This is a genomic window from Sphingomonas sp. LC-1, assembly GCF_025371035.1.
GTDB classification, from domain to species: Bacteria; Pseudomonadota; Alphaproteobacteria; order Sphingomonadales; family Sphingomonadaceae; genus Sphingomonas; species Sphingomonas sanguinis_E.
Genome location: NZ_JANZXB010000002.1, coordinates 131,998 through 148,266, shown reverse-complemented (window position 1 = coordinate 148,266; position 16,269 = coordinate 131,998). Strand labels below are relative to the sequence as shown.

Here is a 16,269-nt window from a genome sequence, read left to right as displayed (position 1 = left end):
GCTCAGCGGGCACTTCGACTTCGCTCCGTGCGAACCGAGGTTGGGGAATCACCCCTAAACCCGTTCAGCCTGAGCGAAGTCGAAGGCCACGGCATAACGCCAGCCCCTACGACCCCACCGGCTTCAACGTCGCCGAGTCGATATGCCAGCGTAGTTGCTCCGCGCTTGCGCCCGGCACGCCGTTGACCCGGCGTACGACATATTGGCCGACGAAGCGCTGCCGTCTTCCGTCGTTCAACTGCGCATCGACCGTCACCGGGACGGTCGCATAGATCGATCCCGCCGCCCCTTCGCTGGGCGGCATCGCGCCGATCGTCACGCTAGTCGCGCGGGTGTCGGCAAAGCCCTTTTGGAAATCGGCGAAGCGCTGGCCCGGACGCCCATTTTCGCCCCACTGGCTCCAGGCGGTGGCATAGTCATGCGCGTTGATCGCCGAATAGTAGCGACGGACGACCGCTGCGGCGGCGGCATCGCTTTGGGGGGCGACCGAACAGCCGGTGGTTTTTGCGGCATCCTCGCTCAGCAATGCGCAACTCCGCGCGATCTCATCCTCGATGATCGCACAGCTATTGGCGGCATTGCACGGCGGATGGGTGGCGGGGGAGACCGAGGTACAGATCTTGACCAGCCGGTCGGCCGCCGCCTGTCCCCGCTCGGCGGAACAGGACAAGATGCCGTCCGGATCGGGCGAGGATGCGGTCTTGATCGGCGCGGAGAGGGCGGCCTGCTCCGCCTCGGGTGCCGACGGCGACGGGGCAACGGGCGCAGGGCTGGCCGTGACGGGGGCGCCGTCGTTGCGGGCAGGATCGCTGCCGCTGCTACAGGCGGTCAGCGGCAGCAGCAACGAACCCGCCAGCCAGCGGGCGATCCGGGGAGCGGCACGAGTCACGGCGAAGTCTCCAAAGAAGCGATCGGGATCAACGCCCCGTCATCGCCTCCCGCTCCTCATCCGGCCGCATCCGGCGCTTCGCCTGCCGTCGGAACCGCCAGTGCCGCGATGGTCAGATGGTGGGCGATCCCGATGCGGTTTCGGGCTCGGGCGCGGCGGGGGTCGGAGCACCCTCGGCCGGGGGTGCGTTCGTCGCTGGGGCCGTCACCGGAGTCGTCACGATCGGCGCCGGAGCGGTGACGGGCGTGACCAGCGCGGCATTCTCGATCAGGTCGAGCGCCCGGCGGGCCGCGACATAACGCTGCGCGGCATGCTGCCAGGCTTGGGCGGTCGCGGCACCGGGCAACCGCGCGACCTCGGCCCGCGCGGCCTCCACCTGCCCGCCGTCGAGCAGGCGACGCGCGCGATCCAGCCGGTCGGCGGGGTTGGACGAGGGGGCGGTGGCCTCGCGGATCACGATCAACCGGCCGATTTCCTGCCGGAGCCCTTCCCACCAACCATCGGATTCGTTGACGACCAGATCGGGTGCCAGCGTGTCCAGCCCCTGGCGCAGCGTCTCCAGCGTCACCGGCTGGCGCGCATTGCCGATCAGCACGGCGACCGCGCGCGGCTCGTTCGCGCCGAAGCGGATGCGCAACTGTTCTTCGAGATAGCCGAGCGGCTGGCCGCGATCGACCGCGCGGCGGGCGGCGGCGGCCACCAGGATCGATTCGGCGCGGCCCGCCTGCGCCCCCGCCGCCGAGGCATCGGTGGCGATGGTGGCGGCGCGCGTCTCCAGCGCGGCGAGTTGCGCGGCCAGAGCGGCCTCGCGCGTGGCAAGCGCGATCGGGTCGGCGGCGGCGCGCGCCACATCGCCCCCGGATGATCCGCCATTGGGGGGGCTGCCCGGCTTGGCGGTGGACACCGCGTTCGTCCTGGCGGCCTGGGTGCCGCCGAACCAGGACAGGTTGCGCATCGCATAGGCCATCAGAATCAGTCCGGCAGCAAAGGCGAGCAGGATCAGCGCGACGGTCGCACCCGTACGGGGGCCGCGCGACGGCGGTCGGTCGGATGGCGCGAAATTGTTCATGCCTCGCTTATCCCCGTGGCGGCTGTCCGGGTCAACGCCCGCGCGGCGGCGACCATCGCTTCGTCGCGGGGGGCCACCGCCACCGCCACGGCGCGCCAGCCCGAGCCCGCCGCCTCCGCCACCTTGGCACTGATCGCGACGATGGCGATGCCGGTGCGCGGCACCCCCGCCGCATCGACATGCTCGGCCAGCCGCGCGGCGGCGCGGGCGGAGTGGAGCAGCACGGTCTCCCCGGTCAGCGTGGCGAAGGAGGACGTCGCCACCGGCACCGGATCGGCGGCATAGACGACCCGCACCATCGCCCCCGTCTCCACCCGGTCGCGTCCCGCCAGATGAAGCAATCGGGCCAGCCCCATCGCCCGCGCCTGTGCGACCACCGTGGCGGCGTCGCTGGTCCCTGTCAGCGCCACCGACAGCCCCGCCTTCCGCGCCGCATCGGCGGTGGCGGCACCGACCGCGACGACGGGGCGATGCCTCAGTCCCTCCAGCCCCCGCCCGGCCAGCCGCACCGCCTGCGCGCTGGTGAACAACAGGGCGTCGATGCTGTTGGGATCGGGCGGGGTCCAGTCGCGCGCATGGGTCGCGAAAAAGGGCAGTGACCGTGCCTCCAGCCCCGCATCGCGCAGGGCGGCGATCGTCGCGGCATGGCCGGGTTCGGGCCGGACGACGACGACCGCCATGCGGGTCAGCCCCCAGCGAACAGGCGGCGCACTTCGGGCGGTGCGCGGTCGAGCAGGTCCATCGCCAGCCGCGCCCCCAATTCCTCGTCCAGTGCCCCCTCGACCCAGCCCGTCACCCGTGCCGAGCCATCCTCGGCCAGCAATTCGGCGCGCAGCGTCAGCATCTCGCCCGACAAGGAGGCGAGCGCGGCGACCGGGCTGTGGCAATCCGCCTGCAACGCGGCGAGCAGCGAGCGTTCGGCCATGACGCAGCCATGGGTCTCGGCATGGTCGATCGAGCCGATCAGCATGGTCGCCGCGGCATCATCGGCGCGCGTCTCGATCCCGACCGCGCCTTGGGCGGGGGCGGGCAGCATCTGGTCGGTCGGCACCGCATGCCCGACCTCGCGCCCCAGCCGGTCGAGCCCGGCGGCGGCGAGCAGGGTCGCGTCCAGGTCTCCGTTCGCAACGGCGGCCAGCCGCGTGTCGACATTGCCGCGTAGCAGCGTGATGGCCAAATCGGGGCGGTGCGACAGCAATTGCGCACGGCGGCGCGGGCTGCTGGTGCCGACCACTGCACCGGGGGGCAGTTCAGCGATGGTCTCCACCCCGATCAGCCGGTCGCGGACATCGGCGCGCGGCAGCATCGCGGCGATGTGCAGCCAGTCGGGACGGATCGTCTCCACATCCTTCATCGAATGGACAGAGGCGTCGATCTCCCGGTCATAGAGCGCGCGGTCCAGTTCCTTGGTCCACAGCGCCTTGCCGCCGATCTCGGCCAGCGCTCGGTCCTGGACCCGGTCGCCGGTGGTCTTGATCGGCACGATCTCGATCGCATCGGCGTCCCAGCCTTGCGCATCGGCCAGTGCCGCGCGCACCATATGCGCCTGGGTGAGGGCCAGCGGCGAACCGCGCGTACCGAGCCGAAAACGAACCATGATGCCGCCTTTGCCGCAATACAGCCCCCTTCGACAATATCCCGCAAGGCGCGTATGGGGTGGCCCATGCTGATCCTGGGACTGGAATCCTCGTGCGACGAGACGGCCGCCGCACTCGTCACCGATGACGGGCGCGTGCTGGCGCATCGTCTGCTGGGGCAGGAGGCGGCGCATGCCCCGTTCGGCGGCGTCGTCCCCGAAATCGCCGCGCGCGCGCATGTCGAGGCGATGGAGCCGCTGGTCGCCGCCGCCTTTGCCGATGCCGGCGTGACCCTGGCCGATGTCGACGCGATCGCCGCAACGGCGGGGCCGGGGCTGATCGGCGGGGTGATGGTCGGCCTCGTCACCGGCAAGGCGCTGGCCCATGCGGCGAGCAAGCCGCTGATCGCGGTCAACCATCTGGAGGGGCACGCCCTGTCGCCGCGCCTGTCGGACCGCGAGCTGGCCTATCCCTATCTGCTGCTGCTGGTCTCCGGCGGGCATTGCCAGTTGCTGCTGGTCGAGGGCGTCGGGCGCTATCGCCGGATGGCGACGACGATCGACGACGCGGCGGGCGAGGCGTTCGATAAGACCGCCAAGCTGCTGGGTCTCGGCTATCCCGGCGGCCCCCGAGTCGAGGCAGCGGCGCGGGAGGGCGATCCCTTTGCGGTGCCGCTTCCCCGACCGCTGAAGGGCGCGGCCGAGCCGCATTTTTCCTTCGCCGGGCTGAAGAGCGCGGTCGCGCGGGCGATCGGGCAATATTGCCCTGAGGATATTGCCGCGTCCTTCCAGCAGGCGGTGGTCGACTGCCTGCTCGACCGCACCCGCCGGGCATTGGCGGACGTGCCGCCGGTCACCGCGCTGGTGGTCGCCGGTGGGGTGGCGGCGAACGGCGTGATCCGGGCCGCGCTGGAGGCACTCGCCGCCGAGCATGGTCTGCGCTTCGTCGCGCCGCCGCTCTGGTTGTGCACCGACAATGCCGCGATGATCGCCTGGGCGGGCGTCGAGCGATTCCGCGAGGGGCTGACCGATCCGCTCGACACGCCCGCCCGGGCGCGCTGGCCGCTCGACCCGGCGGCGGAGGCGGTGCGCGGTGCGGGGGTGAAGGCATGAGGATCGGGGTGATCGGAGCGGGTGCCTGGGGCACCGCGCTGGCGCAGGTGGCGGCCTATGGCGACAGGCCGGTGCGGATCTGGGCGCGCGATCCGGCGGTGGCGGAGGCGATCAACACCACCCATGCCAACCCGCTCTATCTGCCGAACATCGCGCTATCGTCGAGTATCGAGGCGGTCAGCGATCCCGCCGCTATGGCCGAGATGGACGCGCTGCTGGTCGTGACGCCCGCGCAGGCGGTGGGTTCGGTGCTGGCGACGATGCCGGTGGGGTCCAAGCCGTTGGTCCTGTGCTCCAAGGGCATCGAGGCGGGGTCGCGGCGGCTGGTCGGCGAGGTGGCGCGGGCGATCCATCCGGATGCGCCGATCGCGGTGCTGTCCGGCCCGACCTTCGCGCATGAGGTGGCGGCGGGGCTGCCCACGGCGGTGACGCTGGCATGTGAGGAGCCGGAACTCCGCAAGGCCTTGTCCGCGCGAATCGCCGCGCCGCATTTCCGGCCCTATGCCACCGACGACGTGACCGGCGCGGAGATTGGCGGCGCGATCAAGAACGTGCTCGCCATTGGCTGCGGCGTGGTGGAGGGTGCGGGGCTGGGCCAGAATGCCCGCGCCGCACTGATCGCGCGCGGCTTTGCGGAGATGACCCGGTTCGGGCTGGCGCGCGGCGGTCGGGCGGAGACGCTGGCCGGGCTGTCGGGGCTGGGCGATCTGGTGCTGACCTGTTCCTCCACCGCCTCGCGCAATTTCTCGCTCGGCGTCGGGCTGGGGCAGGGGCGGTCGGCGGCGGAGTTGCTCGCCGACCGGCGGACCGTCGCGGAAGGTGCCTTTACCGCGCCCGTGTTGCGCCAGGCGGCGGCGGAGGCGGGTGTCGACATGCCGGTGTGCGAGGCGGTGTGCCGCTTGCTCGACGGCGCAGCGGTGGGCGAGGTGATCGGCACGCTGCTGGCGCGGCCGTTGAAAGCCGAGGGGGCTTGATCCCTCCACCGCTCCGTTCAGCCTGAGCGAAGTTGAAGGCCAAGGGACTCCGGTGGCCCAGGCCCCCTTTTGCGAGCGTTCCAACGTTGCCTTCGACTTCGCTCAGGCTGAACGGGGGCGGGATGGGCGGAGACACGGTCTTAGCGCAACACCTGTCGCGCGAGCGACCCGCAGGCCGCGTCTTGCGCCTTGGGTCCGGAGTCGCCCGTGATCGCCCGGCCGATCGATTGGAAGATATCGCCGACCGATTTCACCTCCTTGGGGATGACCAGATCGGGCTTCTCCAGCGTCCCCGACACCGTCGCCGCACCCGCCAGCCGGAGCGTCGCGTCGTGTTTGGGCGCGCCGGTCAGGCGCAGCGCCAGCCGCTCGTCGGGGAAGCTGACCGTCCCCGTGCCGTCCAGCCGACTGCGCGAGGTATCGACGATCAGCGGATCGGCGCGGCCCGTGCCGTTTTTCATGTCGACGCCCAGGATCAGGCAGCGCAGGCTTGCCCGCTTGCTATCCCCGATGAACGCCGCACCCGCATCGAAGCCCAGGGCCGCGGCATAGCGATCGGGCAATGAACCATTTGCGACGACCAGGCCGATGCGGCCGTCCGACCGCCCGACGGCGTCGCGCACCGTTTCGCCGCTGCCCGCCAGTTTCGCGCGGGCGGCGACCTGGCCGGTAATCTCGGTCTGGCCGGACAGCGAAAGGACGCTGGCCCCGGTCAATCGCAGGTCGAGCGCCAGATGCGGCATTTTGCGTCCGTTGCGCTGGTCGATCACCGCCCGACCCGTCACCACGCCTTCGCGCAGGGCCATGCGGATGTCACCGATGGTCAGCAACTGGTGATCCATCGTCATCCGCCCGGCCAGGCCGGTGATCGGCGAGGAGCCCTGCGCGCTGACCACCCGGCCGACGCGAAAGCGGATGGTGCCGTCGGTCGTGTCGATCTTGGAGATGTCGATCCGCGTATTGGGCACCAGCCGCGGCCCGATCCGCCGTTCGAGCGCGGCGGCCTCTGCCCGGCCTTCCGCCGAAGACAGGTCGTCAAAGTCGAGCTGCCGCGCGGTCACTTCGCCGTCCAGCAACGTGCGTCCCGCCTTCTTGTCGACGGTCAGATGCCCGGCCAGGTCGGAGCGGCCGATCCGCCCCTTCAGATCGGTGATGGTCCAGCGGGGGCGTTCGTGGCGGACATGGGCGGATAATGCGACCGGGCGGGTCTGGAACAGCCCCGCCTCGATCACCGCGTCGATCCGTTTCAGGTCGTCGGCCTTGGCCGTCAGGTCCAGCGTCATCGCATCGGTATCGAACGGGCGATCCATCGTCCCGCGCGCCGTCATCGACAGCGTGTTGCCCGTGATCGTCGCGGCAAAGGGCCAGCGCCCCGGTTTGACCGCCGCGCCGGTGAACATGATCCGCACCGGCGCGCCGCGCACCGATCCCGGCCCATCGGCCCGAACGCCCTGGTCGGGGTCGGCGGTGATATGCAGCACGGCGTCGCGATCCTGCTTGGCATCGCGGTAGCTGATGGTGCCATCGGTGATGGTCAACCCCTGCAGATCGGTGGAGCCGCCGCCCTCCTCTGGTTCGCCGGGGCGCGACCAGTTGGTGCGGCCTTGCTTGTCGCGAACCAGTGCGAGACGCAGGCCCGAGACGCGAATATCCTCGGGTACGAAGGAGCCTTTCAGCAACGGCCAGACCGAGAAGCGGATTTCGGCGCGCTCCATCCGTGCGAAATCTCCCTTCCCCGCCCAGTCGGCCTGGGGAATTTGCAGCTTTTCGACCGCAATGACCGGGTGGAAGCCGATACTGTCGACGCGGTGGACCGACCCGATGGTGACCGGCCGTCCGAACCGCTCGGTCGCCTCGCGCGTCACCGCGCCGCGAAGCACGCCCCAAGGAAAGATCGCGAGAATCGCCAGAAGCAGCAGCGGCACGGCCACCAACACCCCCAATACGATCCGTCCCCAATGTCGCTGCCGCGTCCCCGCACGATCCGTTGCTTGTCCCATGTTAAGCGGGACGCGCGACCCGGTGCTTCGTTCCGGCAGCGTCAGGAGTTGGTGCGCGATGATTGCCCCGACCGTCCCCGCGCCCTAGATAGAGGACAAAGACCTTCAGGAGCTCCCTGCGTTGATCCTCATCCTTCAGATTCTCCGAATTCTCCTCGATGTCGTCTGGTGGGTGATCATCGTGCAGGCGATCCTGTCCTGGCTGATCGCCTTCAACGTCATCAACACCTCCAATGATTTCATCCGGTCGATCTGGTATGCGCTGCAACGGATGACCGATCCGCTCTATCGCCCGATCCGGCGGATCCTGCCCGATTTCGGCGCGCTGGACCTGTCGCCGATGGTGGTGCTGCTGATCGTCATCATCCTGGACAAGGTGCTGGATACCGCGATCGCCCAGCAGATGTACGGGGGCGCGGTCGTCGTCGGCTGAGCCATGCCCGCCTGGGCCCTGCGGGACGACGGCATCCAGATCGCGGTGCGGGTGACGCCGCGCGGCGGTCGGGATGCGCTGACCGCCGGCACGGAGGAGCATTTTGCCGCGCGCCTGTCTGCCCCGCCGGTCGATGGCGCGGCCAATGCCGCGCTGGTCCCGCTGGTCGCCCGGCATTTCGGCGTGCCCAAGCGCGCGGTGAGGATCGTCGCGGGCGAAACCGCACGATTGAAGCGGTTGCATGTCGTCGGGGAGCCGCAAGTGCTGGCGCGCATCGCCGAGGCGCTTTATGGCGATGCGCCATGACCAGCGCCACGATCATCGACGGCAAGGCGTTCGCCGCCGGCCTCCGCACCCGCATCGCCACCCAGGTCGCGACCTTCCGCGAAGCCGCCGGCCGCGCGCCCGGCCTGGCGGTCGTACTGGTGGGCGAGGATCCCGCCTCCAGCGTCTATGTCCGCTCCAAGGGCAAGGCGACGCGCGAGGCGGGGATGGAAAGTTTCGAGCATCGCCTGCCCGCCGATACCGATCAGGCGACGCTGCTGACGCTCGTCGAACAACTCAATGCCGATCCGACGGTGGACGGCATCCTCGTCCAGCTTCCCCTGCCGGGCCAGATCGATGCGCAGGCGGTGATCCAGGCGATCGACCCGGACAAGGATGTCGATGGCTTCCACCCGGTCAATGCCGGGCGGCTGGCCACGGGTGTCGAGGGCTTCGTGCCCTGTACCCCGCTCGGCTGCCTGATGCTGCTCAAGAGCATCCACCCCAGCCTGTCGGGGATGGACGCGGTGGTCGTCGGCCGCTCGAATATCGTCGGCAAGCCGATGGCGCAGCTGCTGCTGGGCGAAAGCTGCACCGTGACGGTCGCGCACAGCCGCACCCGCAACTTGGCCGAGGTGGTCGGCCGCGCCGATATCGTCGTGGCGGCGGTGGGCGTGCCCGGCCTGGTCAAGGGCGACTGGATCAAGCCGGGCGCCAGCGTCATCGATGTCGGCATCAACCGGATCGAGACCGGTCTGGTCGGCGATGTCGAATATGACGTGGCCGTCCAGCGGGCCGGCGCGATCACCCCGGTGCCCGGCGGTGTCGGCCCGATGACGATCGCGGTCCTGTTGCGCAACACGCTGGTCTCGGCGGGACGGCGCGAGGGCGTCGCGATCGACCAGACGGCACTGTAAGCCGGTGCTCGAACTCTTCATCTCTTCGCTCATCACCTTCTTCGTGGTGATCGACCCGCCGGGTTGCGCGCCGATCTATGCGGGGCTGTCGGCGGGGGCCACGCCGCAGCATCGCCGGGCGATGGCAATCCGAGCGGTCTTCGTCGCCTCGGTCATCCTGTTCGTCTTCGCGCTGTTCGGCGAGGCGTTGCTGCACGGCCTGGGCATCGAGATGGCGGCGTTCCGCATCGCGGGCGGCATCATGCTGTTCCTGATCGCGCTGGAGATGGTGTTCGAGAAGCGGACCCAGCGGCGCGAGGACCGCGCGGCCAAGATCGCTGACGATCCGCACGAGGCGGAGGATGTGTCGATCTTCCCCATGGCGATGCCGATGATCGCGGGTCCGGGTTCGATCGCCACCGTGATGCTGCTGATGAGCCGTAATCAGGGGCTGGAGGCGTCGATCGTCGTCCTGGCGGCGATGGGGACGATCCTGCTGCTGACGCTGGTCGCGCTGCTGGCGGCGGGGCCGCTGATGCGGCTGCTCGGCGCGAAGATCGAGGCGGTGATCACCCGCGTGCTGGGCGTCCTGCTGGCGGCGCTGGCGGTGCAGTTCGTGATCGACGGGGTGACCGCGTCCTTGCGTTGATTTTTCGCGCGGAGACGCGGAGGCGCGGAGAAGAAGGCTGATTTACCGCCTTTGGCGGTAGACCCTCGAAACAGTCGGAGAGGAAGCGAAAGCTATCCAGTACTGCGCCCCCTCCGCGTTCTCCGCGCCTCCGCGAACCTTAAACCCGCAATCCGCGAGCGGTTCGACCGCGAGGGCGCGAAGACTCTCAATCGATCCGGTACAGCCGCAGCGGCGACCCCTTGGGCAGTGGCAGCGGGGTCAGCCAGTTCGGCACCCAGCCATGCGCCATCCGGTCGTAGAATCCCCCTGGCGCACGCGCGCGGTAATTGGTCGACTCGGCCATGTCGGGGCAGATCAGCAACAGGGTCGCGCCATGCCGCTTCATGATCGCCCGCGCCTGCGCCTCGCTGCCCTGAAAGGCGTGCTGCACGTCCAGGATCGCGTTGCCATTGCGGTGATAGGGGCCTGCGATCGCATCGTGATGGGTGGTGACGATCAGACGTGGCCCCAAGTCGACGAAGGTGAATACCGTCGCCTTGGGATAGGCGTTGACCCGCGTCAGCACCGAGGTCCGCACGCACTGCCCGGTCGCGCGATTGACCCGCGCGGCATAGGCGCTGGGCTGCGCGGCCGGCAGCTTCTTCAGGACCAGCGCGGCGACGACGCCGGTGGGAATCAGGATCACCGCGACCGTCAGCGGCACCCGCAACAGGGGTGAGCGCAACCGCTGGATCAGCGGGAGGAGCATCCACACCAAAGCCGCGACGCCCGGTACCGCCAGCATCTGCGCCGCCGGGGCCGCGCGCGCCTGCCACAACAGCATGGCGCAGGCGAAGGCGGTGAACAGCGCGACCGCGCTCCACCCGATCGTCCGACGCCGCCATGCCGCCAGGGCCGCACCGATCAGGCCGATGACCGGCATGATCGCCATGGGCAGCGCGACGCGAAGCGGATGCTTGTAGATCGGCTTGGCCTCGCGGACATTGTTCAGCCAGTTGCGCTGGAGCTCGGGGCTGACCTGTTCGGGGCGGGTCAGGCATTGCGGGAACAGGCTGGCGAACCCGCCCGCGATGATCGCCCCCGCCGCGACGGCGAGGCCAAGCCGCGCCCCCCGCGATTCCGGATTGATCCGCGCCAGCACGAACAGCAGCGCCCCCGCCACCACCGTCACCGACAACCAGACCGGAGTCAGCGCGTCGCAGCGCATCGCGTAATTGGCGTTGGAGGCAAAGGCGGCGAACCCCGCCGCGCTTCCCCCACCCAGCGTCAGCGCATAGACCGCCAGACGCGGCGCTTCCGCCCGGTCCCATACCCAGCGCAAGCATAATATGGCCCCCGCCATCGCGGCATAGGGCAGCATTTCCAGCCCGATCGCCAGCGACACCGCGCTGGCCAACCCGACCATCGCGCCGCCGCGCCGTCCTTGCGGATCGCACAGCCCCGCCACGGTGACGGCCAGCATCGCCAGCTGCCAGCCATGATGGTCGATACGCATCGGCATGTACATCAACTGCGTCGCGCTGGCGCAGAGCAGCAGGACGATTCCCAGCGGCCAGACATAGGGCTCGATCAACCGGCGGATGGTCGCCGCGATCGCCAGCATGGTGATCGACAAGGGGATGATCGGCGCGAGTCCGCAGGCGAGCCGTTCCGCCCAGGCGGGGGTGGTGAACAGGCGGAAGAACAGGATCAGGGCCGCGATGGGCAGGTCGACGATGCGGCTCCAGTGGATGTCGAATCCGACCGGCGGGTTCATCCGATACTGGCGCAGATCATACCAGCTTTGCCCCGCCATCCAGGCGCGAACCTGCATCAGGCGCATATTGTCGTCGGTATCGCCCAGCGACCACCAGCGTATCTGACCCCACCGGTCATACATGTACCAGGCGGCGACCGCGACCCAGGCGACCAGTACCCAGCGCCGCCAGTGCTGGTCGATCTCACGCTGCAGACGTTCCAAAGACGCTTCCCTCATACCCGCCCGCGGCTTAAGGCGCAGGACTTGGAGCCCGCTCTATCGCGGGCGGCGTAAAGGGCAAGGTCGGGGCAAAGGCGGCGGCGTGGCGACTCTTCAGCACCAGATCGATCGATGGCGGTCCAGCGGGATGCTGGGCCAGATCATCCGCTTCGGCATTGCGGGCGGCCTGTCGACGGTCGTCTATTCGGCGGTCTATCTGCCGCTGACCGCCTGGGTGCTGCCGCACAGCCAAGCCGTGCTGGCCGTTCCTCCGGCCTTTCTGGTCGCGGTGATCTTCGGCTTCTTCCTGCACAGCGCCTGGAGCTTCCGCGGGCACGGCACCCGCGATTCCAGCGGCAAGCAACATCTGAAATTCCTGGTGGTGCAGGGCTTTGGCCTTGCGTTGAATGCGCTCTTCACCTGGATCGCAACCGGGCTCCTGCATCAACCACCCTGGGTCGCGCTGATCCCGGTGGTCACGATCACGCCGATCGCGACCTTCGCGCTCAACCGCCAATGGGTCTTCGGATAAGTTCATGGACCGTATCGTTTACGACCGCATGGCCGCGCATGATTCCACCCATTGGTGGTACCGCGCCCGCCGCGACATCCTGGCCGATTATCTCGATCGCTATGGCAAGCTGCCCAAGGATGCGCGTATCCTGGAGATCGGCTGCGGCACCGGGCACAATCTGCCGATGCTGGCCAGCTTCGGCACGGTCGACGCGATCGAGATCGATCCCGCCGCGCGCGCGATCGCATCCCAGCGGCTCGGCCGTCCGGTCGGCGATGCGCCGCTTCCCGAACTGCCGGGGATCGAGCGGGGCGGCTATGACCTGATCGCGGTGCTCGACGTGGTCGAGCATATCGAGGACGATGTCGCCGCGCTCGCCGCGATGAAGTCGTGCCTGAAGCCCGGCGGCAAGATCCTGATCGCGGTGCCGGCGCATCAATGGATGTGGTCGGCGCATGACGTGGTGAACCATCACCATCGTCGCTATTCCAAGACGACCCTGGTCGCGGCGATCGAGAAGGCGGGGCTGAAACCCCACAAGCTCGGCTATTTCAACTCGCTGCTGTTCCCGCTGGCCGCCGCCGCGCGCATCGCGGGGCGGATCAGTGGCCGCGACGACAGCGACGACTCGCCGCCCCCCGCGCCGCTCAACAAGGCGTTCGAGGCGATCTTCCGGCTGGAGCGGCACTTGGTCGGGCGCGTGCCGATGACGCCGGGGGTTTCGATCGTGACTCTGGCGGAACCGGTTTGAGCTAGGCGTTCGGGAGTGGCCTTCGACTTCGCTCAGGCTGAACGGAGCGAAGTCCTTTGGGCCGCACATCCAAGCGGCCATTCAGCTTGAGCGCAGTCGAAGGCCACCCGATTCCTTCATAAATAAGGTTCCGCTCCTCAGCCTGGCTGGGTAGGGAAGCCCCATGCTGGACTTTCATCGCGCCGATCTGGCCCGACTGGCCGCGCGGGACCGATTGCGGGGGCTGGCCTCGCAGAGCGGCAAGGACTTCGCTTCCAACGACTATCTCGGCCTGGCGCACCACCCGCGCCTTGCCGCCGCCATTGCGCGAGCGATGGAAGAGGGCGTCCCCGTCGGCTCGGGCGGATCGCGCCTGTTGCGCGGCAATCGCCCGGAGCATCAGGCGCTGGAGGCCGAAGCCGCCACATTCTTCGGGGCGGAGGCGAGCCTCTATTTCTCGTCGGGCTATACCGCCAATGCCACGCTTCTCGCGACGCTGCCGCAACGGGGCGACCTGATCGTCCATGACGCGCTGGTCCATGCCAGCATGCATGAGGGGATGAAGCTGTCGCGCGCCGACAATGTGGCGGCGGCGCATAACGATGCCGATGCGTTCGACGCCGCGATCCGCGACTGGCGCGGGCGGGGCGGGAAAGGCACCGTCTGGATCGCGGCCGAGAGCCTGTACAGCATGGACGGTGACACCGCACCGCTGGCGGAGCTCCATGCGGTGGCCGAGCGGCATGACGCGATGCTGATCGTCGACGAGGCGCACGCGACCGGCGTCTTCGGCGATCGCGGGCAAGGGCTGGCGATACCCGGCGAGCGGGTGGTGACGCTTCATACCTGTGGCAAGGCGATGGGGTGCGAGGGCGCGCTGGTCACCGGGCCGGCACTGTTGCGCGACTATCTGGTCAATCGCGGGCGGGGCTTCATCTTCTCCACGGCTCCTTCGCCGCTGATGGCGTGTGCGGTGCGGGAGGCTTTGCGAATCCTGGCCGACGAGCCCGAGCGCCGCGCCGCGCTTCACCAGCGGATCGCGCTGGCGGGCGAGCGGCTGTCGAAGCACGGCGTCGCGGCGCAGGGCACTCCGATCCTGCCGCTGATCCTGCGCGACAATGGCCGCACCATGCGCACCGCCGAGGCGTTGCAGGCGCGTGGCTATGACATACGCGGCATCCGCCCGCCGACCGTGCCGGTGGGTTCGGCCCGGTTGCGGCTGTCCATCACCCTGAATGTCGAGGAGGCGGACATCATCGCGCTCGACGAAGCGTTACAAGAGGTTCTGGCATGAGCGCCGTCATCGTCACGGGCACCGATACCGAGATCGGCAAGACCATCTTCTCCGCCGCGCTGACGGGCGCGCTGGGGGCGAGTTACTGGAAGCCTGTCCAGGCAGGCACCGACGAGCAGGGGCATGGCGATGCCGAGACGGTCGCCGCGCTCAGCGGGCGTCCGGTCCTGCCGTCGGCCTATCGGTTGAAGACGCCCTGCTCCCCCCACCGCGCCGCCGAGATCGACGGTGTGACGATCGAGATGGAGCGGCTGGCCCTGCCGCCGGTCGACGGGCCGCTGGTGGCGGAAGGGGCGGGGGGCGTGCTGGTCCCGGTGACGCGACACATGCTGTTCGCCGATCTCTTCGCCCATTGGCAGCGTCCGGTGGTGCTGGTCGCCCGGACCGGGCTGGGGACGATCAACCACAGCCTCTTGTCGATCGAGGCGTTGCGGTCGCGCGGCGTACCCGTTCTGGGCATCGCCTTTGTCGGGGATGCGGTCGAGGATAGCGAGGCGACGATCGCCGCGATCGGTGGCGTGAAACGGCTCGGTCGCCTGCCGCGTCTGGCGAATCTCAACCGCGAGACGTTGGCGCAGGCCTTCGCCGCGAACTTCGATGCCAGGGATTTCCGATGACCTCGCCTGTCTGGCATCCCTTTACCCAGCATGGACTGGGCGAGCCGATCCCCAAGGTCGCCTCCGCGAGCGGCGCGGTGCTGACCACGGCTGACGGGCTCGAGGTGATCGACGCCATCTCCAGCTGGTGGGTGACGACGCACGGCCATAACCATCCGCGCATCGCGGCCGCCATCGCCGACCAGGCGCACCGGCTCGACCAGGTCATCTTCGCGGGATGGACCCACGAGCCCGCCGAAGAGGTGGCGGCCGAGTTGGTGCGGATCACGCCTGAGGCGCTGACGCGAGTCTTCTTCTCCGATTCCGGTTCGACCGCGGTCGAGGTCGCGTTGAAGATGGCGCTGGGATATTGGCTCAACCGGGGCGAGCCGCGTCATCGCATCCTGGTCCTCGAACACAGCTATCATGGCGACACAATCGGCGCGATGTCGGTCGGCGCGCGCGGCGTGTTCAACCGGCCCTATGCGCCACTCTTGTTCGATGTCGGCACCATCCCCTATCCCGTCGATGCCCAGGCGACGCTCGATGCGCTGGAGGCGGAGTGCCGGGCGGGCGCGGCGGCGTTCATCGTCGAGCCCCTGGTGCTGGGGGCCGGCGGCATGTTGTTCTACGCCCCGGAGACGCTTGCGGCGATGCGCGACATCTGCGCGGCGCATGGCGTCCTGTTCATCGCCGATGAGGTGATGACCGGATGGGGCCGTACCGGCACGCTGCTGGCGTGTGAGCAGGCGGGGGTGGTGCCCGACATTCTCTGCCTGTCCAAGGGGCTGACCGGCGGCGCGGTCCCGCTGGCGGTGACATTGGCGACCGAAGCGATCTTCCAGGCGCACTGGTCGGAGACGGATCGGTCCAGGCAATTCTTCCACTCGTCCAGCTACACCGCCAATCCCATCGCCTGCGCGGCGGCGGCGGCCAATCTGGCGATCTGGCGCGACGAGCCCGTGCAGGACCGGATCGACGCGCTGGCGGCGGCGCAAGCCCGGCATCTGGCGACGGTCGGCGGCGAGGGGGCGGTGCGCAATCCCCGTGCGCTCGGCACCATCGCCGCCTTCGAACTGGGCGCGGGGCAGGATTACTTCTCCGACCTGGGGCCCCGGCTGCTCGCCCATTTCCGCGAGCGGAACCTGCTCGTCCGGCCGCTGGGCAACACCATCTATGTCATGCCGCCCTATGCGATCACCCCGGAACAGCTCGGTAAAGTCTGGACCGGCATCCATGAGGCGATCGGCCGCTTCGGGGGTTAGGACGGGGAAGCTTTGACTTTACGACCAATCATTTGCTTTATCCGGCAGCGATAAAAAAGGGAGCAGGC

At 69.1% G+C, this 16,269-nt stretch carries 17 protein-coding genes; 11 read left to right on the top strand and 6 right to left on the bottom strand.

What is annotated here, in order from left to right:
* Positions 1-106: 106 nt before the first annotated feature.
* From NZL82_RS03465 to hemC, 4 genes are all read right to left on the bottom strand, one after another.
* Positions 107-889: a hypothetical protein gene (locus NZL82_RS03465; RefSeq protein WP_261268385.1), complete on the bottom strand. Its 783-nt coding sequence runs from the start codon at positions 887-889 to the stop codon at positions 107-109.
* Positions 890-1,001: 112 nt separating this feature from the next.
* Positions 1,002-1,958: a hypothetical protein gene (locus NZL82_RS03460; protein ID WP_261268384.1), complete on the bottom strand. Its 957-nt coding sequence runs from the start codon at positions 1,956-1,958 to the stop codon at positions 1,002-1,004.
* Positions 1,955-2,638 carry a uroporphyrinogen-III synthase gene (locus tag NZL82_RS03455; RefSeq protein ID WP_261268383.1) on the bottom strand — a complete coding sequence of 228 codons (684 nt, stop codon included), beginning with the start codon at positions 2,636-2,638 and terminating at the stop codon, positions 1,955-1,957. The genes NZL82_RS03460 and NZL82_RS03455 overlap by 4 nt, the downstream gene beginning before the upstream one ends.
* 5 nt (positions 2,639-2,643) lie before the next feature.
* Positions 2,644-3,555 (bottom strand): hydroxymethylbilane synthase, encoded by a 912-nt coding sequence (gene hemC, locus NZL82_RS03450; protein ID WP_261268382.1) that lies wholly within the window; start codon positions 3,553-3,555, stop codon positions 2,644-2,646.
* Positions 3,556-3,621: 66 nt separating this feature from the next.
* Between hemC and tsaD the strand changes: the two genes are divergently transcribed.
* Together tsaD and NZL82_RS03440 are read left to right on the top strand one after the other, a co-directional pair.
* On the top strand, positions 3,622-4,647 hold the full coding sequence (gene tsaD, locus NZL82_RS03445) for a tRNA (adenosine(37)-N6)-threonylcarbamoyltransferase complex transferase subunit TsaD (RefSeq protein ID WP_261268381.1): 1,026 nt from the start codon (positions 3,622-3,624) through the stop codon (positions 4,645-4,647).
* Entirely contained in the window at positions 4,644-5,621 is a 978-nt protein-coding gene (locus NZL82_RS03440) for an NAD(P)H-dependent glycerol-3-phosphate dehydrogenase (RefSeq protein ID WP_261268380.1), read from the top strand. Before tsaD ends, NZL82_RS03440 begins: the two co-directional genes overlap by 4 nt.
* A gap of 140 nt (positions 5,622-5,761) precedes the next feature.
* On the opposite strand, the gene NZL82_RS03435 is transcribed toward NZL82_RS03440, so the two are convergent.
* Positions 5,762-7,621 (bottom strand): AsmA family protein, encoded by a 1,860-nt coding sequence (locus NZL82_RS03435; protein WP_261268379.1) that lies wholly within the window; start codon positions 7,619-7,621, stop codon positions 5,762-5,764.
* Positions 7,622-7,742: 121 nt separating this feature from the next.
* Between NZL82_RS03435 and NZL82_RS03430 the strand changes: the two genes are divergently transcribed.
* The 4 genes from NZL82_RS03430 to NZL82_RS03415 are packed head-to-tail and all read left to right on the top strand — an operon-like array spanning position 7,743 to position 9,863.
* Complete coding sequence (locus NZL82_RS03430; RefSeq protein ID WP_261268378.1) at positions 7,743-8,054, top strand: YggT family protein; 312 nt, start codon at positions 7,743-7,745, stop codon at positions 8,052-8,054.
* Between the two features lie 3 nt (positions 8,055-8,057).
* Positions 8,058-8,360 carry a DUF167 family protein gene (locus NZL82_RS03425; protein ID WP_261268377.1) on the top strand — a complete coding sequence of 101 codons (303 nt, stop codon included), beginning with the start codon at positions 8,058-8,060 and terminating at the stop codon, positions 8,358-8,360.
* Complete coding sequence (folD, locus tag NZL82_RS03420; RefSeq protein ID WP_261268376.1) at positions 8,357-9,235, top strand: bifunctional methylenetetrahydrofolate dehydrogenase/methenyltetrahydrofolate cyclohydrolase FolD; 879 nt, start codon at positions 8,357-8,359, stop codon at positions 9,233-9,235. The genes NZL82_RS03425 and folD overlap by 4 nt, the downstream gene beginning before the upstream one ends.
* 4 nt (positions 9,236-9,239) lie before the next feature.
* On the top strand, positions 9,240-9,863 hold the full coding sequence (locus NZL82_RS03415; protein ID WP_261268375.1) for a MarC family protein: 624 nt from the start codon (positions 9,240-9,242) through the stop codon (positions 9,861-9,863).
* A gap of 187 nt (positions 9,864-10,050) precedes the next feature.
* Here the strand turns inward: NZL82_RS03415 and NZL82_RS03410 are convergent, their stop codons facing one another.
* Positions 10,051-11,820 (bottom strand): AcrB/AcrD/AcrF family protein, encoded by a 1,770-nt coding sequence (locus NZL82_RS03410; protein ID WP_261268374.1) that lies wholly within the window; start codon positions 11,818-11,820, stop codon positions 10,051-10,053.
* A 130-nt stretch (positions 11,821-11,950) separates the two neighbouring features.
* On the opposite strand from NZL82_RS03410, the gene NZL82_RS03405 reads away from it, so the two are divergent.
* From NZL82_RS03405 to NZL82_RS03385, 5 genes are all read left to right on the top strand, one after another.
* Positions 11,951-12,334: a GtrA family protein gene (locus NZL82_RS03405; RefSeq protein ID WP_261268649.1), complete on the top strand. Its 384-nt coding sequence runs from the start codon at positions 11,951-11,953 to the stop codon at positions 12,332-12,334.
* A 4-nt stretch (positions 12,335-12,338) separates the two neighbouring features.
* Positions 12,339-13,067, top strand: a complete 729-nt coding sequence (locus NZL82_RS03400; RefSeq protein ID WP_261268373.1) for a bifunctional 2-polyprenyl-6-hydroxyphenol methylase/3-demethylubiquinol 3-O-methyltransferase UbiG — start codon at positions 12,339-12,341, stop codon at positions 13,065-13,067.
* 163 nt (positions 13,068-13,230) lie between these two features.
* Positions 13,231-14,340, top strand: coding sequence for an 8-amino-7-oxononanoate synthase (locus NZL82_RS03395; RefSeq protein ID WP_261268372.1), 1,110 nt, complete (start codon positions 13,231-13,233; stop codon positions 14,338-14,340).
* Entirely contained in the window at positions 14,337-14,957 is a 621-nt protein-coding gene (gene bioD / locus NZL82_RS03390) for a dethiobiotin synthase (protein ID WP_261268371.1), read from the top strand. The genes NZL82_RS03395 and bioD overlap by 4 nt, the downstream gene beginning before the upstream one ends.
* Positions 14,954-16,201 (top strand): adenosylmethionine--8-amino-7-oxononanoate transaminase, encoded by a 1,248-nt coding sequence (locus tag NZL82_RS03385; protein WP_261268370.1) that lies wholly within the window; start codon positions 14,954-14,956, stop codon positions 16,199-16,201. The genes bioD and NZL82_RS03385 overlap by 4 nt, the downstream gene beginning before the upstream one ends.
* The last annotated feature ends 68 nt before the right edge of the window (positions 16,202-16,269 follow it).

What these genes read in the sequence shown, in the direction of transcription:
- NZL82_RS03460 (WP_261268384.1), bottom strand. Translation starts at nt 1,958, where the DNA reads ATGAACAATTTCGCGCCATCCGACCGACCGCCGTCGCGCGGCCCCCGT.
- NZL82_RS03455 (WP_261268383.1), bottom strand. Translation starts at nt 2,638, where the DNA reads ATGGCGGTCGTCGTCGTCCGGCCCGAACCCGGCCATGCCGCGACGATC.
- hemC (WP_261268382.1), bottom strand. Translation starts at nt 3,555, where the DNA reads ATGGTTCGTTTTCGGCTCGGTACGCGCGGTTCGCCGCTGGCCCTCACC.
- tsaD (WP_261268381.1), top strand. Translation starts at nt 3,622, where the DNA reads ATGCTGATCCTGGGACTGGAATCCTCGTGCGACGAGACGGCCGCCGCA.
- NZL82_RS03440 (WP_261268380.1), top strand. Translation starts at nt 4,644, where the DNA reads ATGAGGATCGGGGTGATCGGAGCGGGTGCCTGGGGCACCGCGCTGGCG.
- NZL82_RS03435 (WP_261268379.1), bottom strand. Translation starts at nt 7,621, where the DNA reads ATGGGACAAGCAACGGATCGTGCGGGGACGCGGCAGCGACATTGGGGA.
- NZL82_RS03425 (WP_261268377.1), top strand. Translation starts at nt 8,058, where the DNA reads ATGCCCGCCTGGGCCCTGCGGGACGACGGCATCCAGATCGCGGTGCGG.
- folD (WP_261268376.1), top strand. Translation starts at nt 8,357, where the DNA reads ATGACCAGCGCCACGATCATCGACGGCAAGGCGTTCGCCGCCGGCCTC.
- NZL82_RS03410 (WP_261268374.1), bottom strand. Translation starts at nt 11,820, where the DNA reads ATGAGGGAAGCGTCTTTGGAACGTCTGCAGCGTGAGATCGACCAGCAC.
- NZL82_RS03405 (WP_261268649.1), top strand. Translation starts at nt 11,951, where the DNA reads ATGCTGGGCCAGATCATCCGCTTCGGCATTGCGGGCGGCCTGTCGACG.
- NZL82_RS03400 (WP_261268373.1), top strand. Translation starts at nt 12,339, where the DNA reads ATGGACCGTATCGTTTACGACCGCATGGCCGCGCATGATTCCACCCAT.
- NZL82_RS03395 (WP_261268372.1), top strand. Translation starts at nt 13,231, where the DNA reads ATGCTGGACTTTCATCGCGCCGATCTGGCCCGACTGGCCGCGCGGGAC.
- bioD (WP_261268371.1), top strand. Translation starts at nt 14,337, where the DNA reads ATGAGCGCCGTCATCGTCACGGGCACCGATACCGAGATCGGCAAGACC.
- NZL82_RS03385 (WP_261268370.1), top strand. Translation starts at nt 14,954, where the DNA reads ATGACCTCGCCTGTCTGGCATCCCTTTACCCAGCATGGACTGGGCGAG.